General features: G+C 29.1%; 25 protein-coding genes and 1 pseudogene. 11 read left to right on the top strand and 15 right to left on the bottom strand.

Translation table 11 applies throughout. The features are described 5' to 3' along the window. The 4 genes and pseudogenes from ACTF45_RS08660 to ACTF45_RS08645 form a co-directional block, all read right to left on the bottom strand. A pseudogene (locus tag ACTF45_RS08660) lies at positions 1 to 289 on the bottom strand (hypothetical protein); the annotation flags it as partial. Positions 290 to 411: 122 nt separating this feature from the next. After that, positions 412 to 666: a high light inducible protein gene (locus tag ACTF45_RS08655; protein WP_438949795.1), complete on the bottom strand. Its 255-nt coding sequence runs from the start codon at positions 664 to 666 to the stop codon at positions 412 to 414. A gap of 332 nt (positions 667 to 998) precedes the next feature. Beyond that, complete coding sequence (gene lptC, locus ACTF45_RS08650) at positions 999 to 1,370, bottom strand: LPS export ABC transporter periplasmic protein LptC (protein WP_438949794.1); 372 nt, start codon at positions 1,368 to 1,370, stop codon at positions 999 to 1,001. Next, positions 1,370 to 1,624, bottom strand: a complete 255-nt coding sequence (locus ACTF45_RS08645) for a Notch domain-containing protein (RefSeq protein WP_288347788.1) — start codon at positions 1,622 to 1,624, stop codon at positions 1,370 to 1,372. The genes lptC and ACTF45_RS08645 overlap by 1 nt, the downstream gene beginning before the upstream one ends. Before the next feature lie 275 nt (positions 1,625 to 1,899). On the opposite strand from ACTF45_RS08645, the gene ACTF45_RS08640 reads away from it, so the two are divergent. The 4 genes from ACTF45_RS08640 to ACTF45_RS08625 all read left to right on the top strand — a co-directional run bounded on the left by ACTF45_RS08640 (position 1,900) and on the right by ACTF45_RS08625 (position 2,920). Beyond that, entirely contained in the window at positions 1,900 to 2,151 is a 252-nt protein-coding gene (locus ACTF45_RS08640; RefSeq protein ID WP_288347787.1) for a DUF6447 family protein, read from the top strand. Between the two features lie 85 nt (positions 2,152 to 2,236). Next, a complete protein-coding gene (locus ACTF45_RS08635; protein ID WP_288347786.1) occupies positions 2,237 to 2,431 on the top strand; it encodes a hypothetical protein in 195 nt (64 codons plus the stop codon). A 104-nt stretch (positions 2,432 to 2,535) separates the two neighbouring features. Beyond that, positions 2,536 to 2,733 carry a hypothetical protein gene (locus ACTF45_RS08630; RefSeq protein ID WP_288347783.1) on the top strand — a complete coding sequence of 66 codons (198 nt, stop codon included), beginning with the start codon at positions 2,536 to 2,538 and terminating at the stop codon, positions 2,731 to 2,733. 7 nt (positions 2,734 to 2,740) lie between these two features. Further along, a complete protein-coding gene (locus tag ACTF45_RS08625) occupies positions 2,741 to 2,920 on the top strand; it encodes a hypothetical protein (protein ID WP_288347782.1) in 180 nt (59 codons plus the stop codon). Positions 2,921 to 3,142: 222 nt separating this feature from the next. Here the strand turns inward: ACTF45_RS08625 and ACTF45_RS08620 are convergent, their stop codons facing one another. The 3 genes from ACTF45_RS08620 to ACTF45_RS08610 all read right to left on the bottom strand — a co-directional run bounded on the left by ACTF45_RS08620 (position 3,143) and on the right by ACTF45_RS08610 (position 4,206). Continuing rightward, positions 3,143 to 3,376: a hypothetical protein gene (locus ACTF45_RS08620; RefSeq protein ID WP_288347780.1), complete on the bottom strand. Its 234-nt coding sequence runs from the start codon at positions 3,374 to 3,376 to the stop codon at positions 3,143 to 3,145. Positions 3,377 to 3,575: 199 nt separating this feature from the next. Further along, a complete protein-coding gene (locus tag ACTF45_RS08615) occupies positions 3,576 to 3,893 on the bottom strand; it encodes a hypothetical protein (protein ID WP_288347779.1) in 318 nt (105 codons plus the stop codon). 31 nt (positions 3,894 to 3,924) lie between these two features. Further along, positions 3,925 to 4,206: a DUF3764 family protein gene (locus ACTF45_RS08610; protein WP_288347789.1), complete on the bottom strand. Its 282-nt coding sequence runs from the start codon at positions 4,204 to 4,206 to the stop codon at positions 3,925 to 3,927. 228 nt (positions 4,207 to 4,434) lie between these two features. On the opposite strand from ACTF45_RS08610, the gene ACTF45_RS08605 reads away from it, so the two are divergent. Further along, positions 4,435 to 6,138, top strand: a complete 1,704-nt coding sequence (locus ACTF45_RS08605; protein WP_438949793.1) for a protein adenylyltransferase SelO family protein — start codon at positions 4,435 to 4,437, stop codon at positions 6,136 to 6,138. A gap of 54 nt (positions 6,139 to 6,192) precedes the next feature. On the opposite strand, the gene ACTF45_RS08600 is transcribed toward ACTF45_RS08605, so the two are convergent. From ACTF45_RS08600 to ACTF45_RS08585, 4 genes are all read right to left on the bottom strand, one after another. Then, positions 6,193 to 6,438 carry a hypothetical protein gene (locus ACTF45_RS08600; protein WP_288347776.1) on the bottom strand — a complete coding sequence of 82 codons (246 nt, stop codon included), beginning with the start codon at positions 6,436 to 6,438 and terminating at the stop codon, positions 6,193 to 6,195. A gap of 15 nt (positions 6,439 to 6,453) precedes the next feature. Then, positions 6,454 to 6,615 (bottom strand): hypothetical protein, encoded by a 162-nt coding sequence (locus tag ACTF45_RS08595; RefSeq protein ID WP_288347775.1) that lies wholly within the window; start codon positions 6,613 to 6,615, stop codon positions 6,454 to 6,456. A 55-nt stretch (positions 6,616 to 6,670) separates the two neighbouring features. After that, positions 6,671 to 6,832, bottom strand: coding sequence for a hypothetical protein (locus ACTF45_RS08590; RefSeq protein WP_288347774.1), 162 nt, complete (start codon positions 6,830 to 6,832; stop codon positions 6,671 to 6,673). An 82-nt stretch (positions 6,833 to 6,914) separates the two neighbouring features. Continuing rightward, positions 6,915 to 7,097, bottom strand: coding sequence for a hypothetical protein (locus tag ACTF45_RS08585; protein ID WP_438949792.1), 183 nt, complete (start codon positions 7,095 to 7,097; stop codon positions 6,915 to 6,917). Between the two features lie 130 nt (positions 7,098 to 7,227). On the opposite strand from ACTF45_RS08585, the gene ACTF45_RS08580 reads away from it, so the two are divergent. Continuing rightward, a complete protein-coding gene (locus tag ACTF45_RS08580) occupies positions 7,228 to 7,518 on the top strand; it encodes a DUF1651 domain-containing protein (RefSeq protein WP_438949791.1) in 291 nt (96 codons plus the stop codon). 265 nt (positions 7,519 to 7,783) lie between these two features. Beyond that, on the top strand, positions 7,784 to 7,990 hold the full coding sequence (locus ACTF45_RS08575; RefSeq protein WP_288347771.1) for a high light inducible protein: 207 nt from the start codon (positions 7,784 to 7,786) through the stop codon (positions 7,988 to 7,990). Positions 7,991 to 8,353: 363 nt separating this feature from the next. Here the strand turns inward: ACTF45_RS08575 and ACTF45_RS08570 are convergent, their stop codons facing one another. The 3 genes from ACTF45_RS08570 to ACTF45_RS08560 all read right to left on the bottom strand — a co-directional run bounded on the left by ACTF45_RS08570 (position 8,354) and on the right by ACTF45_RS08560 (position 9,401). Further along, complete coding sequence (locus ACTF45_RS08570) at positions 8,354 to 8,569, bottom strand: hypothetical protein (RefSeq protein ID WP_288347770.1); 216 nt, start codon at positions 8,567 to 8,569, stop codon at positions 8,354 to 8,356. A gap of 310 nt (positions 8,570 to 8,879) precedes the next feature. Further along, positions 8,880 to 9,065: a hypothetical protein gene (locus ACTF45_RS08565; protein WP_438949790.1), complete on the bottom strand. Its 186-nt coding sequence runs from the start codon at positions 9,063 to 9,065 to the stop codon at positions 8,880 to 8,882. Positions 9,066 to 9,110: 45 nt separating this feature from the next. Then, positions 9,111 to 9,401 carry a cytochrome B gene (locus ACTF45_RS08560; RefSeq protein ID WP_438949789.1) on the bottom strand — a complete coding sequence of 97 codons (291 nt, stop codon included), beginning with the start codon at positions 9,399 to 9,401 and terminating at the stop codon, positions 9,111 to 9,113. Positions 9,402 to 9,558: 157 nt separating this feature from the next. Between ACTF45_RS08560 and ACTF45_RS08555 the strand changes: the two genes are divergently transcribed. Beyond that, entirely contained in the window at positions 9,559 to 9,702 is a 144-nt protein-coding gene (locus ACTF45_RS08555; RefSeq protein WP_288347767.1) for a hypothetical protein, read from the top strand. Between the two features lie 151 nt (positions 9,703 to 9,853). Here the strand turns inward: ACTF45_RS08555 and ychF are convergent, their stop codons facing one another. Then, a complete protein-coding gene (gene ychF, locus ACTF45_RS08550; protein WP_438949788.1) occupies positions 9,854 to 10,945 on the bottom strand; it encodes a redox-regulated ATPase YchF in 1,092 nt (363 codons plus the stop codon). Positions 10,946 to 11,092: 147 nt separating this feature from the next. Here ychF and ACTF45_RS08545 point away from each other — a divergent pair, with 147 nt between their 5' ends. Genes ACTF45_RS08545 through cysS form a run of 3 tightly spaced genes read left to right on the top strand, consistent with a single transcriptional unit; the run spans position 11,093 to position 16,584 of the window. Then, complete coding sequence (locus tag ACTF45_RS08545) at positions 11,093 to 12,154, top strand: efflux RND transporter periplasmic adaptor subunit (RefSeq protein ID WP_438949787.1); 1,062 nt, start codon at positions 11,093 to 11,095, stop codon at positions 12,152 to 12,154. Further along, positions 12,151 to 15,081, top strand: coding sequence for a DNA polymerase I (gene polA / locus ACTF45_RS08540; protein WP_288347764.1), 2,931 nt, complete (start codon positions 12,151 to 12,153; stop codon positions 15,079 to 15,081). The genes ACTF45_RS08545 and polA overlap by 4 nt, the downstream gene beginning before the upstream one ends. A gap of 24 nt (positions 15,082 to 15,105) precedes the next feature. After that, the gene (gene cysS, locus ACTF45_RS08535) at positions 15,106 to 16,584 is read left to right on the top strand and encodes a cysteine--tRNA ligase (RefSeq protein WP_438949786.1); all 1,479 of its coding nucleotides are present in this window, start codon (positions 15,106 to 15,108) and stop codon (positions 16,582 to 16,584) included. Positions 16,585 to 16,604 lie beyond the last annotated feature (20 nt).

The raw sequence follows: 16,604 nt of genomic DNA, 5'->3' as shown, positions 1-16,604 counted from the left end.
CAGCTTTAACTTTCTCTAAAGCTATTCTTTCTTCTTCAGCTTTAACTTTCTCTAAAGCTATTCTTTCTTCTTCAGCTTTAACTTTCTCTAAAGCTATTCTTTCTTCTTCAGCTATCCGTTCATCATTATTTTTATCTTCAATTAAGTCTTTTTCTCGATCTTTAAGAATTAATTCGACCAATTCTTTTTTATTTTTACGACTATATAAATGAATTAATAATTTCTTTGCTTCTAGACGTATTTGTCTGACTGTCAGTTCGAATAAATGATCTTTATTTGTTTTATGCATTATCTATCTGATTTTTAATCATAATTTAAAACGTCTCAATGAACATAGTATGAAAGGTCTTTAAAAGACAATAGACTCCACCCTGCGAGTTAATCTTCATTAAAAAATCCCATAATTAATACTTAAAGGATTGGATATGCTATCCATCCAAATAAAGTGTAGTTAATAATGACAGCCATGAAGCCTATCATTGCAAGCCTTCCATTAGTCCTTTCTGCAATAAACCAATAGCTATTTGGCCATTCAAATTTAGTCGTATTAAATATTTGATCTTCTGGGAGTGTGGTCTCTTCAGGAGTATTGTCCTGATCAAGATAATAATTACTATCTGGATAAAAGTTTTCGCTTCGAATATTGTCCTCTTTTTTTTCAATCATTTTATTAAATTTGTACTTCAGTTATCTTAAAATGAAAAAGTGTAAATAGGGTAAAAGGCTATTTTTAAATATTTGAGCCTGAAGCTATTTCTTATCCACATAATAAAAGTCAATATTCCTATTATTTGGTAAATACACAATCTTAATGAAATTTCTACTCGCAAGCAAAAGATCAAGAACAATATTTGGTATTAGTTTAATAGCTATTGGTACTGGTGCAATTTCAAAAAAAGTTATCAATTATCTAACTGGATGCTGTATCTAAGGGTCCCAAGAATTGACTTTAAATAAAGGAATAAATAAGTTCTTTTTTTTAAGAGTAAGCATTTAATCTAAAATTTAAGTTTTGTTTTTACTCTATTTTTATTTTCAGAATTAAATTTAAAAAGTCCCGAATCAGTAAATATAGTCAATTCATCGCCATATGATTCTTGTATAGATAAACCTTCCTCAGACTCTTTATTTTTAACAACTACATTCCCAACTAGTTTTAAAGTTCTCGAATCTTTATCGTAAGTCATCTTATTTGAGGAGGCTTCAAAATTATTATTAATACTTTTGATAACTACATTACCAATAGCTTCAAAATTACCTTTAACATTTTGTATCTGAGAATCCGAGGTAACAGTGTAATTAAGTTTCTCTTTTGCAAATGAAATTGCACTTAAAAGAAATAGTACCGCTGAAAGTAGTAAGCGTTTCATTATATGCAATTCTTATAACCTTCTATTTTTGCTAATTCCTTAATACTTAAACCAGTATCTTTAAAAAGTGTTTCGCCGATATTATCGCCATTGAATTTATTTAAAGCCCCTTTTTCGGAGAGTTTTATACATATGTTTTTATATTTGGCTTCTTTAATTACTGGAGATACATACAAACCTAATAAAAGTAAAAACCCTCCAAAAGTTACTAATCTTCTATGGTTTTTCCACCATTGATAAAATTTATTATTCATTGAAAAAAGAGAGTTTTATTGTTCTAATATAGGATATTTTTACATTCTTTTAATCAATAATTTTTTTAAATCCTATAAATTTAAATTTTCAAAATTTCATATCGATTTAATTATTAATAATGTTAGTAAAAGCAAAAATTTCAGGTTCAGTAAAAAAAGACTTTTAAGTATTTTCAAGAATTATTCTTTATTATTTTATGAATTCTTAAATTTAATAAAATATCTGCGTTTTATAGAATAATATATATATATATTTATTTAAATTATATTTTAAAATGTTTATCTCAAAAGAATTCAATTCAGCTAATCCAGAAAATAAAAAAATTCCTACACTAGAATTTGATGGTAAAAAATACGATATAAATTCGCTGCCTGAAGAAGTTAAAGATCTTCTCAAAGGTTTACAAGTTGCAGATACACAAATTCGAATGCATAAAGATACTTTAAGACTTTTAGATTTAGGAAGAAATTCAATTGGCGCTCAATTAAAACAAAAATTAGAAAATATATCTCCAGTAGAAAACTAAAAATTAATCACTTAATCCAGTTGATTTGATAAAAATCCTTTTAAATTATCTTATATTTGAGATATTAAAATATTTTAAAATTTAAATGATTAATTCTATTGATACTAAAAATTTACCTGTTAAAGATTTAATTATTTCTGGTTTAATAATTTTCATAATGTCCACAATAATTGCTAACATTTATGATCCATTATGGGGTTTCACTTATGCTTTTGGTAATATCCTAACTCTTGTATTCTTGAGTTGGCTTTATCAAGATACATGGAATGGCAATCAGTAATAATTATTAAATGATAAATCCTACTTTGTAAGAACTTATTCAGTTAAATACCAAATTCAACATTAGTAAAAAAAACTTTTTAAGATTATAGAAACTTTAGAAAATTGAGTAATTCTGATTTTGATAAAAATGGAGTAGATAGTACTGGAACACATTGGCTTCAATATGCTGCTTTTGCCTTTTCAGCTTTTGCTATCTTCACTACTTGGGCCTTCTTTTTTGATTATAAATTTCATAATTTCATATTAAATATTCTCAGAGTTTTTAATTGCAGTGGCTTCAACTGTAATGGTGTTTACTAGAATTTAAATGGCTAATCCAAACCAAAAAAAGATATTAATTGAGGAAACATCAAAAGATATCATAAAAATTTGTAAAAAATTTCAAGCTGATTCAGGCTCATCAGATTCTGAAGTTGAAACTCTCTTAAGAGAAATAGCTAGGTTATGGGGAATCGAAGAAAAAAATACATTCGGGTTCAGATTATAAACTTTTCATACCAATTGAATTCACAAATAAATAATTCCACTATTTTTGAACTTTTATATTGGATCCATATTTAATTTTTACTAGATAAGAAGCTAATAAAGATAGCACTAAAAAAAATAACAAACTTTCCAAAGTAGATTGAGGCATAATCATAATTGAGTAAGAGAAGATAGCTATATATCTATGAAAACGAAATTTTATAAAAATTCAAACAGAAACAATTTATTTTGCTAAATATTTCTCAGATCTCCTTAATGCTCTTATAGATCCTTTGAAATCTCCTTTATTATATTTTTCTTCACTTTTTTGTTTTAATAAATTAATAATTTTATTTATTTTTAATTCATCAATTATAAATTTATGATCGTTTATTAAGTCAAATTTCGATTGATATAAGAAGAATAATTCTTCTTTAAATTTTTTAATAATATCTTCATCACAAAATTTAGAATTCAAGAGAACCCATAATTTCCTTTTATCTTCTATTGCCCCTTTTAAATTTTCTTCCCTAAATTTTTTTCGCTAGACCTTGTCTGATTAACAATATTCTCAAAACATAACTTATCTGTATTAAGTATTTTTTAGACTTTTGAATCAGCTAATAATAAATTCATCAAATGATATTTTAATTATGTTAAATTATTAATATAGTTTTTTAACCAATTACAAGTCCTTTCTTAAGGAGTAAATCATATACTTTTACACTTTTTGTTTTCCCTATTTTAGAAGGCTTATGAATATCTAAAATTTCAGCAAGACACATTATCCAAGAAGTTCCTTTTCTTAAATTAAGTCCTTTACAAATATGTGAAGGTGCTGACTTGAAACAACCAAAATCTGTTGATATGTTCATATTCATAATCTGAGTTTCAAGTTCTAATTTTAAAAGTTCTATTTCTTGATTAGAAAGAGTCGTTCCAAAAGAATAAGATTCTATTAAAAGTTGATAATTCATATAAAATAAAAGTCTCATCAAAAGTAAAAATTTTTAAAAAGTTAGTTTATTAACAGACCCAACGAGTTATTTTTGTACCTTCATAAATATGTCCAGAAGCTTCAACTATTGGTTTTGTTTCGGGATTTATGAAAATATTATATAAAACATTTTCAGGACCTTGAAACATTACTGTTGCTCTAGTTGGATCATCTAAAGATTTTCCAATATAAAAAGTCTTAACACCCATCTCATTAAACATTGCTTGTTGTTCAGATGCCTTCATATAGGATTCATATTCTTTAAAAGTATTACTCAGTTTAAAATCTAGAACTGTTGTTTCAATAATCATAAAATTCATTCGCTATACTTCTACAATTTTAGATCTTATTCTAAAAATATTTTTACGGCGGAATTTTTTTGACTAAAATTTAACATTTAATTATTTTTTTATTTGAGTAATTTTCATAGAACATTAAATTACTTTATTTAAAGTCATATAGATGAAATTCAATATAAAATACAGTTACTGTTCATTTCCAGGCAACTAGAAACTAGTCAAGAATAAAGGCCAAAATTTATGTCACAAAAATCTGAATTATTAAAAGGTGAAGAAACTAAAAACTTTTCTGAGTTTTCACAATTAGCAGATTTTTCTTTAATGAATTCTCTCAACGCTGATCCTGATTCAAAAAAAGATGGGAATGATCACAAGGCTAGGTCAGTTTATTCAGGTCATTATGTTCCCGTCACTCCAACACCAATTCCCGAACCAATATATGTCTCGCATAGCAAAACATTATTTAAAGAATTGGGATTAAGTTCTGACCTTATAAAAGATAAAAGTTTTTGTCGTTTTTTTTCAGGAGATATCGAAGTCGCAGAGCATCCAATGAGACCCTTTGGCTGGGCGACGGGGTATGCATTGTCTATTTATGGCACTGAATATACACAACAATGTCCTTTTGGGACAGGTAACGGCTATGGAGATGGTCGAGCAATTTCTGTTTTCGAAGGTTTATTTAATGGGAAGAGAATGGAGATGCAACTTAAAGGTGGAGGCCCTACACCTTATTGTCGTGGCGCAGATGGCCGTGCAGTACTACGATCAAGTGTTCGTGAATTTCTTGCACAGGAGTTAATGCATGCATTAGGAATTCCTACTTCAAGATCGTTAACTCTTTATGTCTCAGGGACAGAAATAGTTAGAAGGCCTTGGTATACAGAAGGTTCTAGATATTTTGAACCTGATATTATGGTTAATAATCATGCCGCAATTACTACACGTGTCGCGCCTTCATTTTTGCGTGTAGGTCAGCTCGAACTCTTTGCTCGCAGAGTTCGAAGCAATTCACATGATGACGCTTTCAATGAGCTTAAAATTATTGTCCAACATCTTATAGATAGGAATTATAGAGATGACATTGATCCAAGTCATTCATTTAATGAGAAGGTGATTAGGTTGGCTAATTTATATCGTGGAAGACTAATATCTCTTGTCACTAACTGGATGCGAGTCGGTTACTGCCAAGGTAATTTTAATAGCGATAATTGTGCTGCTGGAGGTTTTACCTTGGACTACGGCCCTTTTGGTTTTTGTGAATTATTTGATCCAAGATTTCAGCCTTGGACTGGAGGTGGAGAGCATTTTTCATTTTTCAATCAGCCTTTTGCTGCCGAAATCAATTTTAAGATGTTTTGTTCATCTCTTCTACCATTACTCTTAGAAAATAAAGAAGACATAGAAAAATTAGAGAAAATTAAAAATGATTTTTCTAAATTTATGAGCAAAGAAATGCAATTAATGTGGGCAAAAAAGCTTGGTCTTGAAAAATACGACGAAACTCTTACCAACGAGCTTTTCAATCTTATGGTTAACTCTAAGGCTGATTTCAGCATTTTCTTTAGAAAGCTTTCTCATATACCTGACAATATATCTTTTTTAAAAGATAGTTTTTATTTACCTTCAACCGAAGAACTTGATAAAAAATGGTTTATTTGGTTAAAGAAATGGCAAGATTGTATTAAGAAAAAAGGTGATTTTAAAGAAATCTCCAAATCAATGAAACAAGTAAATCCTAAGTTTACTTGGCGTGAATGGATGATAGTTCCTGCATATCAAGAAGCTGAAGATGGTAATTACAGCAAAATAAAAGAATTACAAACTATCTTCAAAAGTCCATATGAAGAGCAGTCTTTGGATATAGAACAAAAATACAATCGTCTTAGACCAAGAGAATTCTTTAATAAAGGAGGAGTTTCGCATTACAGTTGTTCCTCTTAAAAAGAAATTACTTCAGTTATAAAAAAAATTTATAATTTATTAAAATGAAGACTTTTATTTGTTGATAGTTGTTGGTACTCCCACTACTGAAATGACACCAACATGAAGAATGGCAGGTTTTTTTCCAATACTTTTTACATAATGTTCTCCTCCATTATTACTCTCAACGAACACGTTCCCTGCTCTAAAAGTATTTATAACTCTACCTCTGACATGTTTTAACTTACCTCGCGTAACATGTATCAACATTGGGGAAGGATGCTTATGGATAGGAGTCTTTAAACCAACAGGTATTTTCACTCTCAAAAGCCTTAATTAAGGTTCTCCTTCTAGATATTTAAAACTTTCTCCACTTAACCCTTTAGAAGTTTGAATTAATGGGACAACTTCTATTTTTTCATCTGCTAAGGAATATTTTGGAGATATTAAAGCTATTAATATCTCCAAAAAGGAGAAAAAACATTTTTTGATTTTCATGTGATTTAAACAATATAATTATTATATAAATATTGATAATAACTACATCTAACTTTTACTTTTTATATAGTTTTTCTAACTGCTTAATTTCTTCCCTTAATTCCCTGCCTCTATCATTTAATTTATTATTTTTTTTAATTATTGGAATTATCCACCAAGCTTGTAGACCAACAAAGACCAAAATTAAAAGAATTAAATCAGGAGTTCCAGGCGACATTAATATTGATTTTGGTTAACTTTTTTAATTGATAATAACAATACTTTATTACTTTTAAATATTAAGAACAAACTTGACAATTTTATGCCGCTTCTAAATCAATACGAAGTTCCTTTCCCTTATAAATTATTGCCTCTTTGAAATTAAGTAGTTTTCTTATTCGTTCCTGCCTTACCTTATCAGTAATGTAAACATCCTCAACAACCTCTTGTATTGCTAAAGTTACCTTCTGAAGTTGAAACTCTAAATCTTCTCTATAGTTCATAGAATAATATAATTATTTTCTAATTAAAATATAAATTTTTAATTAGTAAATAAGTACTTAACCCAATAAAACTCTTGACGCCAAGCTAAACGAAATATAAAACTAATAGTATAGATGTACTATATCACTTATGACACTTGGAGGGGATAATGCTTGGTCTAATTTTTCTTATGGCAGTGGTGTTGATACGCCCAACGGTTGCCTTCTTAATCCCGAGGGGAGCAGATTAATTTTCTTTGAAAGATGCAAAAAATCACCTCAGAACAGCATCAAAATCTTTACACATACTTTTTACACGAATCATCTAGGAGAGCCAGCAGGGTTTAAATCTACAAGCAAAATCCGAGTAGAAGAGGCTTGGGAAGAATGGAATAGTTTACAGAAACTTGGCTGGACAGAAGTATCACATAATTTTGGCTAGACAGGGTAAACGTAAAAAACAGCCAAACTAATTTTTTAGAAGAAAAAATTAATTACCTTAAACCGTCTGGACCACATCAAAACAAAAGCTTTAAAGATATCCAAATAATTCGTTAGTATCAAACAAAAAAGCCAAAATAAGACCTTGCTTTATACCAAAACTGTCTCGTTTCTGACACAGTAATAAAATAATTTGCTTATTTGATTCTTTGCGCTTTACATTATTTAATACTTGTGTTACATTTATTAACAATTACAAAACAGCAATGGCTAATTCTCAAGTTACAAATGAATCAGGCGGAAGACAAAATATGTTTCCATCAGAAACTCGTCCTTACATAGATGAGTCAGTTTCTTATGACGGTTACCCTCAAAATGCAGAAAAAGTAAACGGTCGTTGGGCGATGATTGGTTTCGTAGCATTATTAGGCGCTTACGTAACAACAGGTCAAATTATTCCTGGAATATTCTAAAAATGGAACCAATTTCTCCTGAACTTTATGAGAAACTTGTTGCAGGATATAAATACAGAAGGTAATTTTTATTTTTTTAGTAATTTCTTTCACTTAAAAAGTTATCTTTTATAACAATAAGTAATTACAAATTATTTAAAACTGATTAAAAATATCAATTTTAAAAATGGAAAAAAAACTTTTTAGCGGGAGATAATATTATTCATTTCTTATTTAATAAAAAATTTCTTAAAAAAAAAGAGATCATTTTTTAGCTGAAAACGATCTCTCATAACCTAATTCTCACGAGAATAATATCAAGTAAGCTTTTATAGCTTAGTTTATTTTAAATAAGTGTAAATCCGTAAATATGCCGATTTAATTCTATCTCTTTAATCCACCTCTCTTAATCCAAAGAAACCAAGAAACCCAAATTGGAGGAAGAAACCTTACTAGATAACCAATTTTATAAATATAAAAAGGAACATTATCTCTAATAAATAAATTTACGACTGCTGAAGATAAGTATACCCAAATCACAATAATTAAAATATTTGCTCCCAATAAAGCGAATTTGTTTTGCTTAAATATTTTTGGCATATAAAAAAAGATATGATCCTAATATTAAAACTATTTGAAAATAAAATATTTATTTTTCAAAAAAACTTCAAATTTAAAATCCATAACCAAATAAAAAAAATACTAAATTTTATCCCACCTCCTAATAGAATTCCAAAAATATAAGGTGGTAAAAAGAATATTATTAAAATCGAAAGTAAACTCAATAGAGCAAATGAGCATCTAAGAAAAATATTCTTTCTTCTTTTTCTTCTTAATTGTTTTAAGAAATTCCACTCCCATTCTATTAGCCTGTAAAATTTTTCAGATAATACAAATAAATATTTCATAACTACTTATTTATAGTAATATTGGACTCCTTAAACACAATTTTCCTAGCAAGTCTATTCAATCCAGACCATGTTGAATATTTTTTCTGAGCTGCTTTTATAATTTCCTGCTTCCCTTTTGATGTTAATTTATATCTTTTTAATAATTTCCCTAGAGCTATTGAATTTATAGAAATACAAGTATTCACTAATTATTCCTCAGTTTAAAATGTATATATATTTAATTTATAATCTTAGCAATAAACTTTATTACCTTCTTTAGAAAAATAATAAATTCTATCCTCTGAACTAACAAAAAAAGTTAAACCTTTATATTGAGATCTTCCAAATTTAATTAATCTATTTTTATGTATATCCCAATTCTTCGTATTTATATCTGGATTAAACTCTTCTTCTTTTACAGTAGGTATTAAAGATCCAAAACTAATCTTTTTTATTGATCGGTTAAGTTGTCTCTTATAAAGCAATAAGAGAAGTATAAGAATTAAAAAAACAAATATAATAACTACAAATAAATTTGACATTATCAACGATTAAATAATTCTTCTAATTAATTATTCTAAGAATACACTAATTATTTCTATCACTAAGTATTAAATCCTATTTTTAAATTCTTGTATTTTTGAATACTTACAAAATGTACTGAGAAACTTGAAAATAACATTATTTGGCAGTTTTACTATGACTCAAACTTCAATGAACACTCCTTATGCAAAGAGAGTGGCTGAGAAATTTAAAGAAGCTCAAAATTATTTAAAAACAAATGGTTTTAGTAGATCAACAAACCATCTTTTAGAAGAGATCGAGAATACATTTGAGAGATAATGCCAAAACCTCCATTTTTACCTGATATTCTAAATGGCTATGTTGATGGTTTTAGTACCATTATCATTAGCCTTATTTGGAGTTGTATTGGTTACCTTTTTGTATTATTACTTTGTCTTTTTGAATTTAAATTTAAACAGATTTTGCAAACTTAAACATTAAACAAAAACTCCATTACATCTCCTTCATTCACAACATATTCTTTACCTTCACTTCTAAGTAAACCTTTAGTTTTTGCATTTGCAATAGAACCTGAATCTATTAAGTTTTGATATGAAATTGTCTGTGCTCTAATAAATCCTTTTTCAAAATCAGTGTGTATTACTCCTGCAGCTTGAGGAGCAGTCATCCCATCTTTTATTGTCCAAGCTTTAGTCTCTTTTTCTCCCGTTGTAAAATAAGTTTTTAATCCTAATAATTTGTATGTAGATTTTATTAAAGATTTTAATCCGCCTTCCTCAACGCCTAAACCCATTAGGTAATCTTTTTTATCCTCAGGTTCTAACTCTATTAATTCTGATTCAACTTGGGCTGAAATTTTTATACATTCGGTATTTTCAGAGTTTGCAAAACTCTCCACTTGTAAAGAGAAATCATTACCATCAGCTAAATCATTCTCATTTAAATTAGTTGCATAAACAATTGGTTTTGCAGTAAGAAACCCCAATTGTTTAATCATTAAATTTTCTTCATCGCTTAAAGATATTGACCTGACTGAAAGACCTTTTTGTAACTGATCCTCAATTTTTTCTAATAAAGAATCTTCTTGTGCTGCTTCTTTACTTGTTTTAACTTGTTTCTTGATTCTTTCTCTTCTTTTTTGAAGTTGAGATAAATCAGCCAAATTAAGCTCCAAATTAATAATCTCAATATCATCCAAAGGATCGATCTTCCCAGAGACATGAATTACTTCACTATCTTCAAAACATCTCACGACGTGAACTATTGCATCAACTTCTCTAATGTTGGAAAGGAATTTATTTCCTAAACCCTCCCCTTTACTTGCTCCTTTTACAAGACCTGCGATATCGACAAATTCAATCTTAGTAGGGATAATATTTTGACTAGAACTTAAACTACCTAACTCTTGAAGCCTTTGATCAGGGACTGAAACAATACCTTTATTTGGCTCGATGGTACAAAAGGGAAAATTTGCAGCTTGCGCTTTTGCATTTTCAACAAGTGCATTAAATAAAGTTGATTTCCCAACATTTGGCAATCCAATAATACCGGCTTTTAACATTTGAAAAAATTTATAGATAAATTAGTCATAAAATCATCTTCTTGTAATATAGAGTTTACTTAGCCAACCCTGGATAAGTTAATCATAATCGTTTCGATTATTCACTATAGTTTCTAAATATGCTTAATTACTGGATTACTAAAAAATATGCTTAATTTATTAAAAAAGAATTTAAATATAAAAAGTGGAATTGCATTAATTGTCCTAGCAATGTTTTTCGTCTTTTTAAGTAATTCTTTAAAGAAAAACAAATCGAAAGACATATCTGACTTTATAGTTTCTGTTGAAAAGGGAATTCTTTCTGAATCAATTAACACCAGTGGAGAAGTAAAGGCTAAAAGAACAAGTAATATTGGTCCAAGAAAACAAGGAATAATAGAAGAAATTAAAGTTGAAGAAGGTGATGCCGTAGAAAAAGGTCAGATACTGGCTACTCTCGATGATGAAGATTTCATCTATAAGCTTGAAGAACTTGAATTAAATTTAAAAAAACAAAAATCTGAATACTTAAGAAGAGAATTTTTATTTAAAGAGGGAGCAGTTAGTAAAGAGGATTACGAAAGCTATAAAAACATGTACAATACCAGCGAAGCAAAATTTAGTGATGCAAAAGCTGAAAAAAATTTTTATTTAATAAAAGCTCCATACGCAGGAAAAATAACTGCTAAATACGCAGAGATAGGCTCATACGTTACTCCTAGTTCAAATTTAAGTTCAGACTCTAAAGCTAAAAATTTTATTTTTGAATTATCAGAGGGTCTTGAAATTATTGCTAAAGTTCCAGAGAGTGATATTGGCAGGATAAAAACAGGTCAAGAAGCCTCTGTAAGGATAGAAGCTTATCCCTCAAATAAATACAGCGCAATAGTTAAAAAAATAGCTGAAAGGGCAGTAAAAGATAATAATGTAACTTCCTTCGAAGTAACGTTGAACTTTAAAGAAACTTCTGAGGAAATAAAAATTGGTATGACCGCTGATCTTGAATTTAAAGTTAAAAGTAATGAAGAAAAAATCTTAGTTCCGACTGTTTCGATTGTCACCGAAAAAGGTGAAAAAGGTGTCTTAAAAGTAGATAAAAATAATGCTCCTAAATTTGAAAAGATAGAAATAGGTATTAGTAGCGGCAATAAAACTTCAATAATTGATGGTTTAAAACCAGGAGAACAAATCTTTATTGATATTCCACCTTGGGCGAATAAAAGACAATGAGTTTGAAATCTAAAGACTCAAAAAAACCAATTTTACTTTTAGTTGATGGTCATTCTTTAGCCTTTAGAAGCTTCTATGCATTTAGCAAAGGGGTTGATGGGGGATTAACAACTAAAGAAGGTTTCCCCACTAGTGTCACCTATGGATTTTTAAAGAGTCTTCTAGATAATTGCAAAAATATTAATGCTGAAGGGGTTTGTATTACTTTTGATACAGAAAAACCAACTTTTAGACATGAATTAGATCCAAATTATAAAGCTAATAGAGATGTGGCTCCAGATGTTTTTTTTCAAGATATTGAACAACTAGAAATAATCTTGAAAGAAAGTCTTAATTTACCTATTTTCAAATCCCCAGGATTCGAAGCTGATGATCTATTAGGAACAATTGCTAATGATGCATCCTCAAAAGGTTGGTGTGTAAATATTCTTTCTGGGGATCGAGATTTATTTCAACTAGTTGATGATCAAAAAGATATTTATGTTCTCTATATGGGCGGAGGTCCTTATGCTAAAAGTGGTAATCCGACTTTAATGAATGAAAATGGAGTCAAAGAAAAACTAGGAGTTTATCCAGAAAGAGTCGTAGATCTGAAGGCCTTAACTGGTGACAGTTCTGATAATATCCCAGGAATAAAAGGTGTAGGACCAAAAACAGCTATTAATTTATTAAAAGAGAATGATACCTTAGACGGGATTTATAAAGCCTTGGACATTATTCAAAAAGATGAAGATAAAAAATATCAGGGTTTTATAAAAGGCGCCGTTAGGGAAAAGCTAAAAAATGATAAATTCAATGCTTATCTTTCAAGAGATTTAGCAAAGATAGATGTTGAAGTGCCTCTGGTATTAAGCAATGGATATGAACTAAATCAAATAAACCAAGATGCTTTATCTGAATCTCTACAAAAACTTGAATTATCAACTTTACTTAGGCAAGTTGATATTTTTAATTCAGCATTTAGTAAAGGTGGTTTTAATAAAAATAATGAGGAAAAACAAAAGAAAAAAGATTCAAAAGTTTCAGCTTCAATTGATTTAGAAGAAACTGAACATGAAATCCCAAAAATCAAAGTAAATATAGTTAATAATTTTAAATTACTAGATCAACTAGTTAAAAGATTAGAGATTACGAAGGAAATAGTTGCCTTAGACACTGAGACCAATAGTTTAAATCCTCTAGATGCAGAACTTGTTGGTATAGGTTTTTGTCTTGGCGAAGAGATTAATGATCTATTTTATATACCTCTTAGTCATCAATCGCAAAAAAAAGAGATAAATCAATTAGCAATTGAAGATGTATTCTTTAATTTAAGATCTTGGATAGAAAGTCCAGAGAAAGAAAAAACACTTCAAAATTGTAAGTTTGATAGACAAATATTTTATAACCATGGGCTAAATCTCAGAGGAGTTACTTTTGATACCCTTTTAGCAGATTACATTCTTAATAATCAGGAAAAACATGGATTAAGTGAAATTAGTTTTAGAGAATTTGGATTTAAGCCACCAACTTTTAAAGAAATAATTGGAAAAAATAAAGATTTTTCATTTGTCGACATTAATGATGCAAGTACTTATTGTGGTTATGATGTTCTACTAACTTACAAAATCTCGAAAATTTTTAAAGAACGATTTAATAATGAAAATAAGGATTTAACAAAATTATTTAAAGAAATCGAATTACCTTTAGAGCCAGTCTTATCAGAAATGGAGATGAATGGTATCAGAATAGATACCACTTATTTAAATGAACTATCTGGAGAATTAAAAAGTACATTAGAAAATATTGAGGAAAATGTTTTTGAAATAGCAAAGCAAGAATTTAATTTATCCTCTCCTAAACAACTTGGTGAAATATTGTTTGAGAAGTTAAATCTTGATAAAAAAAAATCAAGGAAAACAAAAACAGGTTGGAGTACTGATGCAGTTGTTCTTGAAAGATTAGTAGAAGAACATGAGATAATTCCCTTTCTAATAAAACATAGAACTCTTAGTAAACTTTTAAGTACATATATTGATGCTCTTCCCAACCTTATTAGTGAAAAAACTGGAAGAGTTCATACTAACTTTAATCAAGCAGCTACCGCCACTGGGAGATTAAGCAGTAGTAATCCTAATCTTCAGAATATCCCTGTCAGAACAGAATTCAGTAGAAGAATAAGAAAAGCCTTCTTGCCCGAAAAAGGTTGGAAATTACTATCGGCAGATTATTCTCAAATTGAATTAAGAATACTTGCTCACTTAGCTAACGAAGAAATTCTTATAAATGCATTCCACAAAAATGATGATATTCACTCTTTAACAGCACGATTGATTTTTGAAAAGGAAGACATAAATTCTGACGAAAGAAGAGTTGGTAAAACCATTAATTTTGGAGTTATTTATGGAATGGGAATAAAAAAATTCGCACGATCTACAGGGGTAAGTACGACTGAAGCAAAAGAATTTTTGATTAAATATAAAGAAAGGTATGCCAAGATTTTTAAATTTCTAGAACTTCAAGAAAGGCTTGCTCTATCGAAAGGTTATGTAGAGACAATTTTTGGAAGAAAGAGAGAATTTAAATTTGATAAAAATGGACTTGGTAGATTAATAGGAAAAGATCCATATGAAATAGATTTGCAAACTGCTAGGAAAGCGGGAATGGAGGCTCAATCTTTAAGAGCCGCCGCAAATGCTCCAATTCAGGGTTCTAGTGCTGACATTATTAAAATAGCTATGGTTCAATTAAACAAAAAATTATTAGAGATGAATATTCCAGTTAAAATGCTTTTACAGGTTCATGATGAATTATTGTTCGAGGTCCAACCAGATTTCTTAGAAATCACAAAGAATTTAGTAAAGGAAACTATGGAAGATTGTGTGAAATTAAACGTACCACTTCTAGTCGATATCGGAGTTGGAAATAACTGGATGGAAACCAAATAATCTTCAAATAAATACTTTTTTAATATGATCAAATTATTTAATACTTTAAGCAAAAACATTGAAGTCTTTAAACCAATAGATGAAGTAGTAAAGATATACTGTTGTGGTGTAACTGTTTATGATTTATGTCATCTTGGGCATGCAAGAAGTTATATAGCTTGGGATATCCTGAGAAGGTTCTTAATTTATAGTGATTACAAAGTTAAGTATGTGCAGAATTTTACAGATATCGACGATAAGATTTTAAAAAGAGCAAAAGAAGAAAATAGCTCTATGAATGAGGTCTCAGAAAAAAATATTACTGAATTCCATAAGGACATGGATGCCCTAGGAATTATGAGGCCGGATAGCATGCCAAAAGCTACAAATCATATTTGCAATATTTGTTCATTTATAAAAGTTCTTGAGGATAAAGGTTTTGCATATGCCAGAGGTGGAGACGTTTATTATTCTGTTTTTAAAAATAAAAATTATGGAAAACTGAGTAATCAAAATATCCTAGAGCAAAATATAAATCAACAGGGCAGGATTACTACAGATGAAAGTAATAAAAAAGAAAATCCCCAAGATTTTGCTCTATGGAAAAAAGCAAAAGAGAATGAACCATCTTTTGATTCGCCTTGGGGGAAAGGTAGACCGGGATGGCATATTGAATGTTCTGCAATGGTAAAAGATGAATTAGGAGAAACAATTGATATCCATTTAGGAGGTTCTGATCTTATTTTTCCTCACCATGAAAATGAGATTGCACAGTCTGAATCAGCTAATAATAAAAAGCTTGCGAACTATTGGCTTCATAACGGAATGGTCAATGTAAACGGACAAAAGATGAGTAAATCTTTGAAAAACTTTACTACCATAAGAGACTTATTAGATTCAGGGACAAGTCCGATGACCCTAAGATATTTTGTTTTAACCGTAAACTATAGAAAGCCACTCGATTTTACCGATGAGGCTTTGAAAAGTGCCTCCGAAGCATGGAAAAATATTAATGTTGCTCTTTCTTTTTTTGATATTACTAAAAAAGAAAATCTATCGATTGAGGTAAATGAAACTAATGAATTTGTTGAAGAAACATATAAAGATATGATCAATTATGAAATATCTCAAAAAAAGATAAAGTTTACTAATGCTTTAAATAACGACCTTAATACAGCAGGAGCAATTGCAATCATTTATGAATTAGCCAAACCACTAAAAAACTTTATAAATCAATTCCAAAGAATTAAAAACCTTGAGATAAATACTAATGAAAAATTTCATCTTAGAGAAACTTTTAAAACACTAGAAGAACTGACTAATGTTCTTGGATTAAAAAAAGAAGAAATAATAATCGACAACAGAATCAACGAAGATCAAATACTATCCCTCATTAATAAAAGATTGGTAGCAAAAAAGGAAAAAGATTATGCAGAAGCCGATAAAATAAGAAATTCATTAAAGGAAAAAGGAGTAGAACTCATAGATCAATCCCCTGAGCTTACAACATGGGTAAGGATCTAAATTTTAAGAAAAAACCCAAT

It is taken from the genome of Prochlorococcus sp. (assembly GCF_965655815.1).
GTDB classification, from domain to species: domain Bacteria; phylum Cyanobacteriota; class Cyanobacteriia; order PCC-6307; family Cyanobiaceae; genus Prochlorococcus_A; species Prochlorococcus_A pastoris.
This window is presented reverse-complemented; position numbering and strand designations above follow the sequence as displayed.

Excerpts from the sequence above, each read along its gene's own strand:
- ACTF45_RS08655 (WP_438949795.1), bottom strand. The coding sequence starts at position 666 with ATGATTGAAAAAAAAGAGGACAATATTCGAAGCGAAAACTTTTATCCA.
- ACTF45_RS08580 (WP_438949791.1), top strand. The coding sequence starts at position 7,228 with ATGACACTTGGAGGGGATAATGCTTGGTCTAATTTTTCTTATGGCAGT.
- ACTF45_RS08635 (WP_288347786.1), top strand. The coding sequence starts at position 2,237 with ATGATTAATTCTATTGATACTAAAAATTTACCTGTTAAAGATTTAATT.
- ACTF45_RS08605 (WP_438949793.1), top strand. The coding sequence starts at position 4,435 with ATGTCACAAAAATCTGAATTATTAAAAGGTGAAGAAACTAAAAACTTT.
- ACTF45_RS08610 (WP_288347789.1), bottom strand. The coding sequence starts at position 4,206 with ATGATTATTGAAACAACAGTTCTAGATTTTAAACTGAGTAATACTTTT.
- ACTF45_RS08595 (WP_288347775.1), bottom strand. The coding sequence starts at position 6,615 with ATGAAAATCAAAAAATGTTTTTTCTCCTTTTTGGAGATATTAATAGCT.
- lptC (WP_438949794.1), bottom strand. The coding sequence starts at position 1,370 with ATGAAACGCTTACTACTTTCAGCGGTACTATTTCTTTTAAGTGCAATT.
- ACTF45_RS08555 (WP_288347767.1), top strand. The coding sequence starts at position 9,559 with ATGACTCAAACTTCAATGAACACTCCTTATGCAAAGAGAGTGGCTGAG.
- ACTF45_RS08560 (WP_438949789.1), bottom strand. The coding sequence starts at position 9,401 with ATGTCAAATTTATTTGTAGTTATTATATTTGTTTTTTTAATTCTTATA.
- ACTF45_RS08645 (WP_288347788.1), bottom strand. The coding sequence starts at position 1,624 with ATGAATAATAAATTTTATCAATGGTGGAAAAACCATAGAAGATTAGTA.
- cysS (WP_438949786.1), top strand. The coding sequence starts at position 15,106 with ATGATCAAATTATTTAATACTTTAAGCAAAAACATTGAAGTCTTTAAA.
- ACTF45_RS08590 (WP_288347774.1), bottom strand. The coding sequence starts at position 6,832 with ATGTCGCCTGGAACTCCTGATTTAATTCTTTTAATTTTGGTCTTTGTT.
- ACTF45_RS08585 (WP_438949792.1), bottom strand. The coding sequence starts at position 7,097 with ATGAACTATAGAGAAGATTTAGAGTTTCAACTTCAGAAGGTAACTTTA.
- ACTF45_RS08640 (WP_288347787.1), top strand. The coding sequence starts at position 1,900 with ATGTTTATCTCAAAAGAATTCAATTCAGCTAATCCAGAAAATAAAAAA.
- ychF (WP_438949788.1), bottom strand. The coding sequence starts at position 10,945 with ATGTTAAAAGCCGGTATTATTGGATTGCCAAATGTTGGGAAATCAACT.
- ACTF45_RS08570 (WP_288347770.1), bottom strand. The coding sequence starts at position 8,569 with ATGCCAAAAATATTTAAGCAAAACAAATTCGCTTTATTGGGAGCAAAT.
- ACTF45_RS08615 (WP_288347779.1), bottom strand. The coding sequence starts at position 3,893 with ATGAGACTTTTATTTTATATGAATTATCAACTTTTAATAGAATCTTAT.
- polA (WP_288347764.1), top strand. The coding sequence starts at position 12,151 with ATGAGTTTGAAATCTAAAGACTCAAAAAAACCAATTTTACTTTTAGTT.
- ACTF45_RS08625 (WP_288347782.1), top strand. The coding sequence starts at position 2,741 with ATGGCTAATCCAAACCAAAAAAAGATATTAATTGAGGAAACATCAAAA.
- ACTF45_RS08575 (WP_288347771.1), top strand. The coding sequence starts at position 7,784 with ATGGCTAATTCTCAAGTTACAAATGAATCAGGCGGAAGACAAAATATG.
- ACTF45_RS08545 (WP_438949787.1), top strand. The coding sequence starts at position 11,093 with ATGCTTAATTTATTAAAAAAGAATTTAAATATAAAAAGTGGAATTGCA.